10 protein-coding genes are annotated in these 16,509 nt (G+C 50.4%); 7 read left to right on the top strand and 3 right to left on the bottom strand.

Features of this window, described 5'->3' with window-relative positions:
- Nucleotides 1-30 precede the first annotated feature (30 nt).
- The 6 genes from IPK30_04375 to mutL are packed head-to-tail and all read left to right on the top strand — an operon-like array spanning nucleotide 31 to nucleotide 12,598.
- Entirely contained in the window at nucleotides 31-7,197 is a 7,167-nt protein-coding gene (locus tag IPK30_04375; protein ID MBK8102525.1) for an Hpt domain-containing protein, read from the top strand.
- Nucleotides 7,198-7,205: 8 nt separating this feature from the next.
- Complete coding sequence (locus IPK30_04370; GenBank protein MBK8102524.1) at nucleotides 7,206-8,159, top strand: chemotaxis protein CheB; 954 nt, start codon at nucleotides 7,206-7,208, stop codon at nucleotides 8,157-8,159.
- 30 nt (nucleotides 8,160-8,189) lie between these two features.
- Nucleotides 8,190-8,702 (top strand): chemotaxis protein CheW, encoded by a 513-nt coding sequence (locus tag IPK30_04365; protein MBK8102523.1) that lies wholly within the window; start codon nucleotides 8,190-8,192, stop codon nucleotides 8,700-8,702.
- A gap of 24 nt (nucleotides 8,703-8,726) precedes the next feature.
- On the top strand, nucleotides 8,727-9,200 hold the full coding sequence (gene tsaE / locus IPK30_04360) for a tRNA (adenosine(37)-N6)-threonylcarbamoyltransferase complex ATPase subunit type 1 TsaE (protein MBK8102522.1): 474 nt from the start codon (nucleotides 8,727-8,729) through the stop codon (nucleotides 9,198-9,200).
- Nucleotides 9,187-10,740, top strand: a complete 1,554-nt coding sequence (locus IPK30_04355) for an N-acetylmuramoyl-L-alanine amidase (GenBank protein ID MBK8102521.1) — start codon at nucleotides 9,187-9,189, stop codon at nucleotides 10,738-10,740. Before tsaE ends, IPK30_04355 begins: the two co-directional genes overlap by 14 nt.
- A 31-nt stretch (nucleotides 10,741-10,771) precedes the next feature.
- On the top strand, nucleotides 10,772-12,598 hold the full coding sequence (gene mutL / locus IPK30_04350) for a DNA mismatch repair endonuclease MutL (protein ID MBK8102520.1): 1,827 nt from the start codon (nucleotides 10,772-10,774) through the stop codon (nucleotides 12,596-12,598).
- On the opposite strand, the gene IPK30_04345 is transcribed toward mutL, so the two are convergent.
- Both IPK30_04345 and IPK30_04340 read right to left on the bottom strand, forming a co-directional pair.
- Nucleotides 12,592-13,872, bottom strand: coding sequence for a hypothetical protein (locus tag IPK30_04345; GenBank protein ID MBK8102519.1), 1,281 nt, complete (start codon nucleotides 13,870-13,872; stop codon nucleotides 12,592-12,594). The genes mutL and IPK30_04345 overlap by 7 nt on opposite strands.
- 36 nt (nucleotides 13,873-13,908) lie before the next feature.
- A complete protein-coding gene (locus IPK30_04340; GenBank protein MBK8102518.1) occupies nucleotides 13,909-15,435 on the bottom strand; it encodes an MBOAT family protein in 1,527 nt (508 codons plus the stop codon).
- Nucleotides 15,436-15,551: 116 nt separating this feature from the next.
- On the opposite strand from IPK30_04340, the gene IPK30_04335 reads away from it, so the two are divergent.
- Entirely contained in the window at nucleotides 15,552-15,833 is a 282-nt protein-coding gene (locus tag IPK30_04335; protein ID MBK8102517.1) for a hypothetical protein, read from the top strand.
- Nucleotides 15,834-15,836: 3 nt separating this feature from the next.
- On the opposite strand, the gene IPK30_04330 is transcribed toward IPK30_04335, so the two are convergent.
- A complete protein-coding gene (locus IPK30_04330; GenBank protein MBK8102516.1) occupies nucleotides 15,837-16,508 on the bottom strand; it encodes a class I SAM-dependent methyltransferase in 672 nt (223 codons plus the stop codon).
- Between the last annotated feature and the right edge of the window lies 1 nt (nucleotide 16,509).

Here is a 16,509-nt window from a genome sequence, read left to right as displayed (position 1 = left end):
ATAAAAACCGGCAGCGACAGGAGCTAGGCCATGGCCGATAAAAGAAATTTCACCGCACTGGATTGGGTGGCTGGTGAAATCGGCGAAACACTGAATGAGGCGGGAGGCGCACTGGAGGCCTATGTCTCCAATACAGATGATGTTCCTCGTCTGCGCTTTTGTCTTAATCATTTGCACCAAGTGCTTAATATTTTGCAGATGGTGGAATTGCACGGTGGTGCTCTGCTGGCAGAGGAAATGGAGAAACTGACGCAGGCTCTGGTGGACAAGAAAATCGCAAACACCAAAGATGCGCACGAAGTTTTAATGCGCGCCATTTTGCAGTTGCCGGTTTATTTGGAGCGCGTGAAGAATTTTCGATCAGATGATCCGGCATCCTTGATCAGCTTGCTGAACGATTTGCGGGCGATCCGCGGTGAAAATCTATTTACTGAGTCACAGCTATTTGCGCCGGATATGCGCGCTGCACGGCAGGCGAGTGGGCCTCGTGTGCGTTTTGATGACGAGAAATTTCATGATGTGATGAAGAAGTTGCGCCACATGTATGAGGCCGTGATGGTCAATATCATGCGAGATCGCAATTATGACGCGCAGCTGCCTGCGTTGCGTAAGGTGTTTGAGAACTTCCGCAAGGTGTGTCAGGGAACGGTGCGCTCAGCGCTGTGGGATGTCGGCCTTGCTTTGGTGGAAGGTATTGAAAGCGATGTTATTTCTGGCAGTGTGACGCTGAATAGTTTGTTGCGTGACATGGACAAAGAAATTCGTCATATGGCAACGGCAGGCGTGACGACATTGGACGAGCCGGCATCGGAAGAGCTGCTGAAAAACCTGCTGTATTACATTGCGCGCAGCCAAGGAACAACGCCAGAAATTTTGTCGATACGCCAGCGTTACCGTTTAGATAATTCGCTGCCTGGTTTGAGCAGTAGTGATGCGGACGGCGCGTTTGGTGCGATTGATCCTGAAGCCATGCGCTCAGTAGTTTTGGCATTGAACGAAGAATTTCAGCGCGCCAAAGAAATTTTTAACAGCTATGTCAGTGGCGAAGAAAATAGCAACGAGGCATTGGCACCAGCAGTGGTGGTGTTTAAGCAGGCTGGCGACACGCTGGCAATGTTGGGCTTGACAGAACAGCGCAAAAAAGTTGAATCCATCATCCGTGATTTACAAGCGCGCATTGGTAGCGGCACAAAGGCTTCCGCCGATGCATTGTTGGATATGGCGTCACGCTTGGTTGAAGTTGAAATTAATCTCAATGCGCGTTTTAACAGTGGTGCGCAAGCGGCTGTTGATGGCGCGCCATTGAATATGCAGAGCGCAGTTGTGTCTGCGCATGACACTGTGTTGCATGAATGCAGCAACGGCTTGGAGCAAATAAAAGAAGCGATTGTGGATTACATCGGCTCGCAATGGGACGGTGCGCATTTACAGGCGTTACCTGAATTATTGCAGTCCGTGCGTGGCGGCTTGGAAATTGTTGGTCAGCGTCGTGCCGCGCGTATTTTAGGTGCCTGTGATCGCTATATTCGAGAAAAGTTAATTGGAAGCCAGAATAAGCCTGAGTTTTCGGCAATGGATGCGCTAGCGGATGCAATTGCCAGTATTGAGTACTACCTTGAATGTTTGGACGAAGATGTTATTGAAGAACAAGATGAAACTTTGGCTGTAGCCGAGAGCAGTGTCGCGACCTTGGGTTACGCCGTTGCTGTATATCACCGTGCGCCACAAGCGTACTTGGATGAAGCGCCGGTCATCGAGCCATTAGATACAGAGGCTCCTGTAGAAGTGCCAATGTTGGCTGAAACGATTGTCACAGAGGTCGATGCAGCGGAAAGCGAATTAACACAGGAGATGATGGAAGGATCTGTTGAGTCTGCTGTAGAAGCAGATATTCCTATGTTGGAAACCGTGGAGTTGTTGACGGAGGAGCCCGTGCCGGTTGTCGCCGCTCCTGTTGTTACTGCCTCCGCTGCTGCTTCCGTTGCTGCTGCCTCCGTCGCGGCACCAGTTGGTGATGCCAGCGTAAAGCCGGAATCTATCGACGCGCCCTTGGTGATCGAAGATTACGACGAAGAAATTGCAGAAATTTTCATTGAAGAAGCCGGTGAAGTTTTAGAGGCGATACATGAGTACTACCCAAAATGGCGCGAAGACTTTAGTGACAACGCTTCGCTGACAGAATTCCGCCGCGCCTTTCATACTTTGAAGGGCAGTGGTCGTATGGCCAAGGCCATTGAGTTGGGTGAGCTGTCGTGGTCTGTTGAGAACATGTTGAACAGAATCATCGACGGAACGATTCAGCCAAGCAAAGATCTCTGCACAGTTATTGATGCGGTTGTAGAAAAAATTCCTTCCATGATTGAGGCGTTTAGCCAATTAAAAGTGGATCCGCAGCCGGCGTTGTCTGAGCGCTTGAGTAAAGCCGCATCTGCAATTGCTAACGGCCAGCCCTTGCCGTCGCTGGCAGCGCCTGATGTTTCAGACGCTGTGCCAGTATTGGAGTCTGCAGCTGAAGAAATTGTTGTTGATGAAATCGCACCGGCTGAAGAATTCTTTGCGGCAGAAGATGCATTGGTTGTTGATGAATTAACTGCAGAAGAAGTGGAATGGCCCGCTCTACCTGATGTGCAAGAAATACAACAAGCTCCTGTTGCAGCTGCATTTGAAGAAGCTGTTGTCGAAATGTCTGTGCCAGAAGAGATGGCGGACATATCAACAGCCGAGCCAGATATTGGCTTCAAGCCGGTTGTAGAAATGGAAGACATGGATGCTGATTTTGATCCTGTCTTGTGGGAGATTTTTGCCAGCGAAGCGGAAACGCATTTACAAGTCGCCGATGAATGGTTGGCGTATGCGCGTGAACGCGCGCCGTTGCCAGTAGAAACTTCTGATCCACTGCAACGCGCTTTGCACACGCTGAAAGGTAGCGCGCATATGGCGGAAGTTACGCCGATTGCGGAATTGGCTACGCCATTTGAAAAATTGGTGAAAGAACTGCGTGCGTATCAAATCGCGGTGGGTGAAGAATTCAGCTCGCTGTTGTCAGAAGTGGTGGATGAGATTCGCTACGGATTACAGTTAATTGACCAACACAAGAAAGTGGTATTGCCACACTGTGCTAGTTTGTTGGCGCGCACCGATGCCCTGCGCGCTGTATTAACGGGCGGCGGTGAAGTCGAAGCCACTGCGAAATCGGAAGCCCCGATTTCTGCCACAGTAGACCCAACACGCTTTAACAATTTCTTGTTGACGGATATGGACGCGTTGATGGATGTGGCGCCGCGTTTGGCGCAGTGGCGCGCGCAACAAGATCACAGCGGCTTGGATCGCATTTTGTTTGAATTGGCAGAAATGGCCGCGGGTGCTGATGAAGCGGGTCTCGCGCCAATTGCTTCTTTGGCGCGGGCAATTGCGCCGGCTTATGCGCACGCAATACAAAGCAATAGTGCTTTTGCTGCATGGGAAACATTGGCAATTGAAGCGCACAATCATTTGATTGATTTTATGGATCGTCTTGCCGCCAGTGAAGATTTAGCGCAAGACACAGCAATGGAAGACAACATCGCGCAATTCTGCGCAACAGAATTTGTAGACACAGAAGTTGTGGCGGCAGAGTATGTAGAGGCGAGCGTTGAAGATGTTGTAGCAGAAACTTCTGCTGAAGAAGAGCTTGTTGTGGATGCTGCGATTTCTGAGCCTGCGTCTACGGTGACAGATGACGCGGCAGTGTTGGCCGAGTTGGACGCTGACTTGCTCGACATTTTCCTCGAAGAAGCGGATGAAATTCTTGAGCAGTTGGATGAAGAGATTCATCAGTGGAGCGAAGATCCACAAACGAGCATGGCTGATGCGGTGCGCCGTTCGCTGCATACATTCAAAGGCGGCGCACGCATGTGTGGTTTGATGCTGCTCGGTACTTGGGCGCACGATCTAGAAACGCAACTGGAGTTTTTTACTGGCGATGCGGATGCGTCGTTGTTCGCGCTGCTGAATGAGTGCCAAGACCGGTTATTCCGCGGTGTGGCGATGGTGAGAGCGTGGCGCAATGGTGAGACTGCAACGGTTAACTTTGCTGCGTTGGCTGGCGATGCGGAGCCTGCATTCGTTTCTGCGCCCGTTATTGATGAGCATGTTGTTGCAAGCGCTGAAGAAAATATTGAAGAAATTGTTATCGAACCTATTGCTATTGATGAAGTGTTGCCTGTTGAAGAAGCATCGACAATAGAAGCGTCGGTTCCAGAAATATCTGTTGTAGAAGAAGTTGCAATTGATACTAAGGAGCCTGTGGCAATAGCAGGCGCTGATATATTGGAATACAGCGATGATATCGATGAAGAGTTGCTGGGTATTTTCTTGGAAGAGGCCGACGAACTGACGGAAGAGTTGGAGCAGTTAATTGGTGATTGGCAGGCTGCGCCGGAAGACAGCAGTTTTGCCGACGCACTGCGCAGAAATTTGCACACCTTGAAAGGCGGTGCGCGTATGGCGGGGCTGACGGGCCTTGGCTCACTTGCACACGATTTGGAAACACAATTAGAAACATTCAGCGGCGCAGCGGATCACGCTTTGTTTGCGCAAATTCTGCAATGCCAAGACGCAATCCTCACCGGTGTAAAGCAAGGCCGTATGTTAGCGGCTGGTGAGCGACCACAGGCAGCTGTTGTTCCTCTTGTTGCTCCTGTTCCTGCGCCTGTTGTGGAAGAGCCGGTTGTTGCGGCGGTGGTTGAAGAAGAACCTATCGCACAAGAAATTATTGAAGAAGTGGCTGCGTCTGCGATAGAGGTGATGGATCTCGGTATCAGTGAAGATGCAGATCCAGAAATGTTTGCGCTGTTCTTGGAAGAGGCGAGCGAACTGGTCGAAGATTTAGAAACGCAAATTGATGCGTGGCGCAATGCGCCAGAAGATAAATCGTTCTGCGATTCTTTGAAGCGTATTTTGCACACCTTCAAAGGTGGTGCGCGCATGACAGGCATTATGGCGCTCGGTGAATTAGCGCACGATTTAGAAACGCAGCTAGAGCAGTTCTCAGGTGTGGCTGATGATGCTTTGTTTGCTACCATCAACGATTACTACGAAAAAATGTTGAAAGGCGTGGCGCAAGTGAAACGCATCGTGGCCGGTGAGTCGGTAGCGATTGCGCCTGTTGCTCCTGTCGTCGCTGAAAAAACCGCAGTGTCGCCACAGCCTGCTGCCAAAAAACCAACAGACACGCCAGCGCCGCAATCCGCGACGATTATTCCTTTCCGCGGTGGTCAATTGCCGCGCGGTTTGGAAGACGCCATTGCCGGCAGAAAAGCTACACATGCTGCTGTTGATGCAAAAGCCGCGCAAGCACAGCAGGAAATGGTGAAAGTATCCGCCGACTTGTTGGAAAACTTGGTTAACCTCGCAGGTGAAACCTCCATCAGTCGTGCGCGTGTTGAACAGCAGATGATTGATATTGAGCGCACTGCTGAGGAGATGGACGCGACAATAACCCGTTTACAAGATCAGTTGCGTCGTTTGGAAGCAGAGACGGACGCGCAAATTCAATCGCGCATGACAGAAATTCAAGAACGCAGCGATGATTTTGATCCGCTGGAAATGGATCGTTACTCCACTGTGCAACAGTTGACCAGTTCTCTGACGGAATCGGCATCGGATTTGTTGGACATTCGCAGCTCTTTAACCAATAAATTGCGTGACACAGAAACGCTGTTGGTGCAGCAGGCGCGTATTAATACAGGTTTGCAAGAAGGCTTGATGCGTTCGCGCATGGTACCGTTTTCGCGTTTGGAGCCGCGCTTGCGCCGTATCGTGCGCCAAGTAGCGGGCGAGTTGAAAAAAGATATCGCATTTGATTTGGAAAATGTGCAGGGCGAGTTGGATAGAACCATGCTGGAACGCATGGTCGCGCCGTTGGAACACATGTTGCGTAACGCTTGTGACCACGGTGTGGAAACGCCAGAAAAACGCTTGGCAGCAGGTAAATCAAAACAAGGCCGCATTGTTTTGAGTTTGGGGCGCGACGGCGGCGATATTTTGATTTCACTGCGCGATGACGGCGGCGGTATCAATGTGGATGCCGTGCGCAAAAAAGCAATTGAACGCGGTTTGCTGACGCCTGATTCACCGATCACTGACAACGAAGCGCTGCAATTTATTTTGCAAGCCGGTTTTAGTACAGCAGAAAAAGTGACGCAAATTTCCGGTCGTGGTGTCGGCATGGATGTGGTGCACAGCGAAATCAAAGCCATGGGTGGCTCGATGACCATTCAGTCCGCTGTGGGTAAAGGCACAGAGTTTATTGTGCGCTTGCCGTTCACGGTGTCGGTGAACCGCGCTTTGATGGTGCGCGTGGGTGAAGATACTTTTGCGATTCCATTAACATCTATCGAAGGTTTGGTGCGCGTCAGCCCTTACGAATTGGAAAGTTATTACGAAGATCCAACGGCGCGTTTCGAGTACGCGGGTCGTCAATACGAAGTGCGCTATCTCGGTGCCATGTTGCGCACAAAAATGCATGCGAATGTTGAAACTTCGACGCTGCCAGAGCCGGTGATTTTGGTGCGCAGCGCAGAACACACTGTTGCGCTGCATGTGGATCAGTTGATTGGTAGCCGTGAGATTGTTGTAAAAGCTTTGGGGCCGCAGTTTGCCGCTGTGCCGGGTTTGTCGGGCGCAACACTACTCGGTGACGGCAGCGTGGTAGTGATTCTCGATCTGCTCGCTCTCGTGCGTGCCAATTTGGCGCATGAAGGCGCTTCTACTAGCTCTGCACAGAGCGTTGCACCGACGATGGAAGAAAACATCACGGTGATGGTGTGCGACGACTCGGTGACGGTGCGCAAAGTAACTTCGCGTTTACTGGAGCGGGAAGGGTTCAATGTGATGTTGGCAAAAGATGGTGCTGACGCGCTGCTGCAAATGCAGGATCGTCTGCCCGATGTGCTGCTGTTGGATATCGAAATGCCGCGCATGGACGGCTTTGAAGTGGCGAGTACGATGAAAAACAGCCACCGCATGCAAGATATCCCGATCATCATGATCACCTCGCGCACCGGTGAGAAGCACCGTGAACGCGCCGTGGCGATGGGCGTGGAGCGCTACATGGGCAAGCCCTATGTTGAAGAGGAGCTGCTGCTGAACATCAATGATTTGGTGGGAGAACGCTTGGCAAATCGCATGGCGCGTTACGAGCGCGACGGTAGCTGAGATTGCCGATGAATGTCCTGCGTATTGGTGTGATAGTCGATGACCCTGCGCAGGTGCCTACCTTGCGGGCGGCTGTGTCGTCCGCAGGGCAGGAAATCGCTGTAGCGCTGGAGTTTTCACGCAGCGCGGGCCGTGTGGCGGATGCCGGTGTAGACGCGTGGATTATCAATCTGGATGTAGAAGCCTTGGAGGCAGAACATCCAGAGCCGCTGGATGTGTTATTGGACAGTATCCGTGTGCCGATGATTTTGTGCGAAGGCAAAATACCCAATCATGTCAGCCCAGAGTTTGCCAATTGGCAGCGTCGTCTCAATGAAAAATTGAACGGTTTGACAGGGCTGATTAATCGCACGCGACAAGATGCACCGCGCCTGCCGCGCCGTGTGTGGGTGCTGGCGGGTTCCATTGGTGGCCCTGATGCAGTGAAGCAGTTTTTAGATGCCGTGCCACCTGATATCGGCGTAGCATTTATTTATGCCAATCATATTGAGCGTGATTTTCAAGGCTTACTTACGCAAGTGATGGGGCGCAACAGCCATTACGAAGCGTTCGCCGTGCGCCACGGTGATTTACTGCGCGAAAATTCCGTAGCGGTGATTTCTCCTGAGCACACCACCAATGTCACGCGCAACGGCAGTTTCCATGTGCGCAATAACGGCTGGGTGGGGCAGTATCAGCCTAATTTAGATCAGGTGGTTGCTTCCACAGCGATGCATTTTGGGCGCACAGGTGGCGTGATAGTATTCAGTGGCATGTGCGATGACGCGGCGGCAGCCAGTCGATTGATGAAACGCTGCGGCGGTCAAGTGTGGACACAAAGTCGAGACAGTTGTGTGAATTGGGCGATGCCAGAAGCGACAGAACGCGCATTAGGTAAAGCAGATTTTTCTGGAACACCGGCACAGTTAGCCGCGCGCTTAGCCACTTGGGTGCAAACCGACAGAAGACAATTACAAAGATAAAAAACACAAAATAGAAAAACAGGTACTGAAATGATGAATGCGACAGAGACGGAAACGAGCAATACACAAACAGCTAATGCACAGGCCGTGCGCGATATTCCTAGCATGTTGTTGCCTGTGCAGGATAAACAGTTATTGCTGCCCGGTGTGTCGGTGGCAGAAATTGTGAATTTCAGTTATCCCGAGTGTCCAGAAAATGCGCCCGCATGGTTTTTGGGATACATCCAGTGGCGGCAAATGGCTGTGCCTTTACTGTCATTTGAAATGCTCAATCAACAAACGCCAGAGCATTACAGTGGTGTGCGCCGTATCGCGGTGCTGAACAACACGGGGTTGGATGAAAGCATTCCGTTTATCGCGATTGTGTTGCAAGGCATTCCGCGGTTGTTACGCATCTTGCCGCAAGATCTCTCCGAAGTAACCGATATGGAATTGGGTGCTGCTGAAATGGCGGCCATGAATACTTCCATGGGAGAAACGGTGTTGTTGCCTGATATCAGTGTGCTGGAGCAGGCGTACAGTGATTATGTGCGTACGCGTTGAGAGTGCCGGTATCGTTGCCTAATAATGCAGTTGTCTCAAAAAGAAATACAGTGGCATTTGCCCGATGAGCAAGCTACTTTGCATGCAGGTGCAAAGTTAGCTGCTGTGTGCAAGCCGAGTGCAGTGATTTGGTTGCACGGCACATTAGGCGCGGGAAAAACTACACTGTCGCGTGGCTGGCTGCGTGCATTGGGACACCAAGGCGCGGTAAAAAGTCCGACTTACACCTTGGTAGAGCCGTACACTTTAGCGGGCAGTGTGTTGTATCACTTTGACCTCTACCGCGTGAATGATCCGGAAGAATTGGAATTGATGGGCATACGCGAATATTTTTCACCAGTTAGTATTTGCTTGATTGAATGGCCGGAAAAAGCCATCGATTTATTGCCAGCGCCAGATTTGTCCATCACGCTTGTACCAGATAATGAAGCAGGGCGCGTGATGACCATGCAGGCAGTGTCGGTGCGCGCACAGGAATGGTTACATGCGCTGCAATAAAAATATTCTGCTGCTTGTGTTATTGAGTATTTGCTCTGCTTGGGTGAGCGCAGCAAATATAGAAAATGTGCGCGTGTGGCGCGCGCCTGATAACACGCGCTTAGTGTTCGATCTCTCCAGCGCTACCGAGCATAAACTGTTGAACATGCCAGGCGAGCAGGGTAATGCACAGCGAATTGTAGTAATTTTGCCCAAAGCACAATTTTCAGTTGATGAGAAAAAAATTAATTTAAAGAACACGCCTGTCTCTGCATTGCATGCAGAGAAAATGGGAGATGGCATTCAGCTGGTGTTGGACTTGTCTGCCAAAGTAAAGCCTAAAAGTTTTTTGCTGCCTGCAAATAATCAGTATGGCGATCGTTTGGTATTGGATTTGTTTGACGAGACTGCCGTTAGTGAAGTGAAAACAGTAAAGCCTGCCGCGAATGGTATGCGCGATATTGTGATTGCTGTGGATGCGGGTCACGGTGGTGAAGATCCTGGCGCGCGCAGTGCAAAGGGAATTTTTGAGAAAGATGTGACGCTGGCGATTGCGCGTGAGCTGGCAAATAAAATTAACAGCACACCTGGGTACTCCGCTATCCTCACCCGCTCTGGAGATTACTATGTCAGTTTGCGTGGGCGCACACAAATTGCGCGCAACAAAGGCGCTGATTTGTTTGTGGCAATTCATGCCGATGCTTTCAAAGATCCTAGCGCGCAAGGTGCTGGTGTATTTGCTTTGTCCCAGCGTGGTGCCACATCAGAGACCGCACGCTGGTTGGCACAAACAGAAAACGATGCTGACTTGGTGGGCGGCGTAAATTTGGCAGACAAAGATCCGGTATTGCAAGGCGTGCTATTGGATCTTTCGATGACAGCTACCGTGGCGACTAGTCTGGATATGGGCAGCAGTGTTCTAAAACAAATGAAAAAAATTGCCAAAATGCATCGCGGTTTTGTGGAGCAGGCTGGCTTTGTCGTGTTAAAAAATCCTGACATTCCATCGCTGTTGATAGAAACCGGATTTATCACCAATGCAGAAGAAGCGCGAAAATTATCTACGCCTGCGTATCGCTCACAAATGGCACAGGCTATTTTTTCCGGTGTCGACAGTCACTTTCGCGCCAAGCCCCCCATGGATACCGCTTTGGCTGCAGCGCGTGGAGGGAAAGTAAAGCGCGTGATAGACAAAACACCACTGCTAGACGCTGTTGGTAATGAAGAGAGTGAGGCTGCGCGTCAGGTTTCTGCTAAGTCGGTGCCAGCTTTCAGCGAGGGTAATCGCGCGAAGAAAAAACTTGAGCCACAAGCCGATGCAATGGCAGCGCTACTGGCTGAGAAAAAAGAGATTAAGAAAACAGTCGCTAAGAAAAAAATTGCCGTCCTAAAGGAATCAACAATAAAAACAAAGCCATCTGTAACGCATGTGGTTAAAAAAGGCGAGACACTGAGCGGTATCGCTGCGCGCTACAAAGTCAGTGCGAGTGCGGTAAGTGAAGCCAATAAACTACGCAACCAAAATGTTATGCTTGGCCAGAAACTGAAAATCCCCCAATAGTTTTTTAGCTAAGAATTAGAGACTCTCCGCCGTGCCGCGCATTCATCAACTCAGTCAACGCCTTGCTAACCAGATTGCTGCTGGCGAAGTGGTGGAGCGTCCAGCGTCCATAGTGAAAGAGCTGCTGGAAAATAGTATTGATGCCGGTGCAACACGCATTGATGTGGATGTTGAGCAGGGCGGTGTAAAAATTATTCGCGTGCGTGATGATGGTTGTGGCATAGAGCAGGAAGACATGCCCTTGGCGTTATCGCGCCATGCCACCAGCAAAATTATAGAGTTGGATGATTTGGAAGCGGTGGCAACACTGGGGTTTCGCGGCGAAGCCTTGGCGAGTATGGCTTCGGTATCGCGTTTGACACTGACTTCCAATACACAAAACGACAGCGCTGGATGGCAAGCGCAGGCGGAAGGACAGGAGATGATTGCCGCGGTATTGCCGGCGGCACATCAGTGTGGCACGACCGTGGAAGTGCGCGACTTGTTTTTTAATACACCAGCGCGTCGTAAATTTCTGCGCAGTGAGAAAACAGAATTTCAACGCATTGATGAGACGCTAAAAAAATTGGCGCTCTCGCGATTCGATGTGGCGTTTCACTGGCGACACAATCAACGCACGGTGCAACAATTGCGCGAGGCGCTGACACTGGCTGAGCAAGAACGGCGGGTGGCAACGCTGTGCGGTTCTGCGTTTATGCAACAGGCGTTTCGTGTGGATGTGCAGCACGACGATTTACATCTGTGTGGTTGGTTGGCGCAGCCAGCGTTTTCGCGCAGTCAGCCTGATTTGCAATACTTTTATGTCAATGGCCGCGCTATCCGCGACAAGTTGATTTCGCATGCCGTGCGTTTGGCGTTTCAAGATGTGTTGCATCACAGCCGTCACCCTGCGTATGTATTGTATTTGACGGTTGACCCTGCCTCTGTTGATGTCAATGTGCATCCGACCAAACATGAAGTGCGGTTTCGCGATTCGCGCCGCATACACGATTTTGTGTTTCGCTCGCTAGCGCGTGCGTTGGCAGAATTGCGCCCCGATAGCGAGCTGCGCGACCGCACAGCGACAGCAGATTTTTCATCCACTGCACAGCAACAGCCATTTCAAAACCGTATGCCATTGTTGGATGCCGCGCGCGATGTGCGCCAAAGTTTGCCGCAGTACGCCGCTTTGTATACGCCGCAAGCTGTGCCTGCTGCACAGTTGGATTCCGCAGCAGGTGTGTTGAAAACGCCGCCGAATTTTTTGCAAGCCAATACAGAAAATGCAGAGGAAGTGCCGCTGTTGGGTTATGCCATCGCGCAGCTAAAAGGTATTTATATTTTGGCGGAGAATGCACAAGGCTTGGTGTTGGTGGATACGCACGCTGCACACGAGCGCATCACTTATGAGCGCTTAAAAAATGCGTATGACGCACAGAAAATTGCCTGTCAGCCATTATTGGTGCCACAGCAGGTTTCAGTGAGTGAGCGCGAAGCTGATTGCGCCGAAGAGCAGCGTGCATTTTTTGCGGAACTGGGCGTACAAGTGGATCGTGTAGGGCCTGAGTCTTTGTTGATTCGACAAATTCCGGTGCTGTTGCTGCAGGGCAATAGTGAACAATTATTGCGCGATATTTTGTCAGATTTGCTGCAACACGGCACCACCACGCGTATTCGTGAATCGGTGAACGAAGTGCTGTCGACCATGGCCTGTCACGGCTCTGTGCGTGCGAATCGCCGTATGACGCTGCCAGAAATGAATGCCTTGTTGCGCGATATGGAAATCACCGAGCGCAGCGGCCAATGCAACCACGGCCGCCCAACATGGATACAAGTGAGTCTCGCTGAACTCGATAAATGGTTTATGCGCGGTCAGTGAATATCGGCTGAAATATGCTGCCACACATTGAGTGACTGCAATTTCTTTTTGATGTGTTCGCGCACGGCGGCATCTTCCCGCTGGGCTTGTGCCAGCGCAGCAGTTTGTTGTTGCAAATGTTGTGCGATGTTTTGTTGCGTGAGCATGGTGCCTATGTCTTGTTGCTGAGTAACAAAGACGCGCTGCTGCATTTCATCGCCAAAACTGGGTTTGACATGCGCAGGATCCCAAAACCAGTGCATGCCATTTTTCGGGGTCGTTAGGCGCGGATCTTCCGGCAGCCATTCGCGCGTCATGGCATTCACCACCGCAAAATCCCACAGCGGTCTGGGCGTTTGTTGATACTGCGCTGCCACTTCTTCATTGAGAGTGGTAATTTTTTGTTTCCACTGCAGATAGGCGGGCCATAAACCGATGCCATCCAAGCCAAACAACATGTATTCGTGCAGTGGCGGAATTACAAAACTGGCGGGAATATTGTTGCGGTACACAGTGTCGAGTAGGGCGCGGTAGTCATCGTAAGTGGAGTGACCATTTTTGCCTTCGGTGGTGAAGGTGGCATTGGGGCCGTTGAGCCAAAATCCGTTTTTACGAAAATAACTTTTCTCAAACGAATCGAACACTTTGTAGAGGTCGGCATTGTTTTTTACTGCGGCCGTGTGCGCGGCAATCGAAGTCATGCCATTGTCTTCATGGGACGGGGTAATACTCTTTTTGCTGTCTCTGATAGTTTTTTTACTTTTTGTTAATGCATCGGAAGACAGCAGAATATTGGTGTAGGTACGCAACACATAGAGATCAGATTTTTTCTTGTCGGTTTCGTCTACGGAAAAGTAGCTCTCTGAAAAGTCTCCCGCCGATTCCATAAACGCTGAGAACATAAAAAAATCGAGGCCGATCAACACTTGTTTCAGTGGTGTGATGGCGTTGGCGTGTTGCAGATTGCGCTGAATTTCATGGATAGAAGCGCCAGGCATGGCCATGTTGTAGGTTTGCATTTTTGGCCATGCGGCGGGCAGCGGGCGCATGCTCTCTTCAATGCGCGAACTGCCAAGCAAGAGGCCGTCAATTTTCTGGTTTTTGATCAAAAAGGTTTTATAGATACGCGTATTCTCAACAAAGCGCACATCGTTGTAACCCTTGATGCTCGGCATCGAGAAAACCCCAAAGGCATTGACGCTGTAATTGAATGCGGCCATGCCCAGTATCGTGATCAGAAAGAGACTGACAAAACAACGATTAAAAGTTTTTTCTTTGATGGCCAGCAGTGACATGTCAGCACCTAGATCGTAAGCAGCAAAAAAAATGTTTCAGAAGCGGAAATACAGGAATTCACTGAGTTCGGTCAGGCGTGAAAAACTGTAAATCAACACCAGTAACACCATCGCCAGTGTTGCCCAGTTGGGTCGAAAAGCAATGCGCGAAGTTTCTGTAATGGGTGTGGTGCAAACATCATAGTGCCGCAAGAGAACTTGCGAGTTGGGTAGTAACCAAATGATCAGCAATGCCCAAAAAATCTGGCCTAATTGTTTGCCACCTTTGAATAAACTGTCGTCAAACACCAAACCTTGTTGTGTCAGCCACACGCCCACTGCGCCCCAGTCGTCGGCGTATTTCAACGGCAGTGAAACGCCGTTTACACCGGCCATGCCTTGTAAGATTTGCCACGCGCCGTGTTCAGTTTCTGCGCGAAAAAATACCCAAGCCACAACGACAGCCAAAAATGTAATGCTGCCATAGAGTGCAGTGCGCAGTGGTGCTGGCAGTATTGGCGTGCGATTGCCGCACAGCGCACGCCACGCGTGGTTGATGCAGAGATACAGGCCGTGCAAGCCGCCCCAGATCACAAAAGTCCAACCTGCGCCGTGCCACAAACCGCCCAGCAACATGGTGAGCAATAAATTGATATAGCGTCGCGCTTTGCCTTTGCGGTTGCCGCCTAAACCAATGTAGAGATAATCGCGCAAAAAACGCGACAGCGTCATGTGCCAGCGTCGCCAGAAATCAATGATATTGGTGGCTTTATATGGCGAATCGAAATTGAGTGGCAGGCGTATGCCAAACAGCAACGAGATGCCGAGTGCCATATCGACATAGCCGCTGAAATCAAAATATAACTGAATGGTGTACGCCAACGCACCGCCCCACGCTTCAAAAAAGGTGAGCGTCGCGCCATTTTCTGCCGCAGAAAAAACAGGCGAGACATACACCATCACGCGATCGGCAATCAGAATTTTTTTCGCCATGCCAATCGTGAATAGCACTAAGCCAGCAGTGATATTGCGCGCGGTGATGGTCTCGGTGGCGGGTAATTTAAATTGCGGCATCATTTCTTTGTGATGAATGATGGGACCGGCAATTAAGTGCGGGAAATAAGTGACAAACAAAAAGTAATCCGTGATGCGGTACTCTTTCACTTCACCGCGATACACATCAACTAAATAGGCAATTTGCGTAAAAGTAAAAAAAGAAATACCGAGAGGGAGAATGATGTGGTGCAGCGCCCAAGCGGTTCCTGCGAATTCATTGATGTTGCTGATGAAAAAATCCGTGTATTTGTAATAGCACAACAGCAACAGGTTGAGAGCAACCCCGAGCGCGAGTGTGAGCCGCGAGCGGTAGCGGCTCGACAACGCCACCCCAAAGCCGTAGTTACACAGGATAGAGGCTGTCATCAAGCCGATATAAGCGGGGTTCCACCAGCCGTAAAAGAACATGGAGCACAGCGCCAGCCAAGTAATAGCGCTGTTTTGACCAAAGCTGCGGCTGATGGTGTAGTAGCCGCCGAGCGCAAGTGGGAGAAAAAGCAGCAGAAATTCGTAGGAGTTAAATAACACGCGATACCTTGTTTGCCTGCCAAATCAGAGCCGCATTATAGGGTATGGTCAAGGGCTAGAGTCGTTGTAAAGTGAAAACGCCCAAGGAGAAAAACAACTGATAAGAGGCGAATTTTATGAGCAAGAAGCAGCACGCAGACAGTCGGCGCAAAGGGGAAAATAGTGCGCCCCCAGAGCGCCGTTCACGCACTTTCTTTAGCGGGGACGGTTGGTATTTTATGACGCGCGAGCGTGTCGATGTCGGCCCGTTCGATACGCAGGAGTTGGCCGAAATTGGCGTACAAGACTACATTGGTTTTTCACAGGATGTCGATCATATGCCTGCTGAGCCTATGCTATCTGCACCCGATGAAAGTGAAGAGAGCGAAGAAAGCCTAGAGCAAGATGAGTTGCCTTGAGTGCTATCGCCTAGGTGAGCAGATGTAGTAGTTGCGAATAAAATCGCGCGGATCATTTTTATAAAAATGATCAATGGTCCAGCCACTTTCTATAATCATCTTTTCCATCAGTGTTTGAGAAAACACCGCCCGCAGCAGGGGTTGCTCTGGGATGCGGTCCACAAAGCCATCGACTGTGTTGTTGATGCGACAAGTAAAAATCAATTTTCCGTGAGAGGCGATGTGTTGGCGCAAAATGCGCAACATGGCTGCCGCATCATCTGGGTCTAAATGCGTAAAAACAGAAAACAGCCAAATCACATCAAACGATCCGGCAACAGGCAAATGCGTTTGCAATGACAGCGGCGCGCCTGCTGGGTTGTAAAGTGCGTTGCGAACCGGCCAGTGTGCATAATGAAAACGCGCATCAACAGGGCTTGCAGCTGTTTGCAAAAAATCAATAATTTCTTCGTCGACATCAATGCCGGTGTAGCTTTTGACAGGCACCTCGTTGTTGATCATGTAAGCAGAAAAACGCGTGCCGCAACCCACATCAAGAATATTCGTGTCGCGGAAGTCAGCAAGCCCTAAACGCTCAGCCATCAATGCAATAATTTCTTTGGCGGATTCATCGTAGCCAGCTTCTTTCACCATGTGTGAATTGCGGCGAAATTTTTGTGGGATTTGCAGGCGCATA

This window comes from Cellvibrionales bacterium (genome assembly GCA_016713115.1).
Classification (GTDB): domain Bacteria; phylum Pseudomonadota; class Gammaproteobacteria; order Pseudomonadales; family UBA7239; genus UBA7239.
This window is presented reverse-complemented; position numbering and strand designations above follow the sequence as displayed.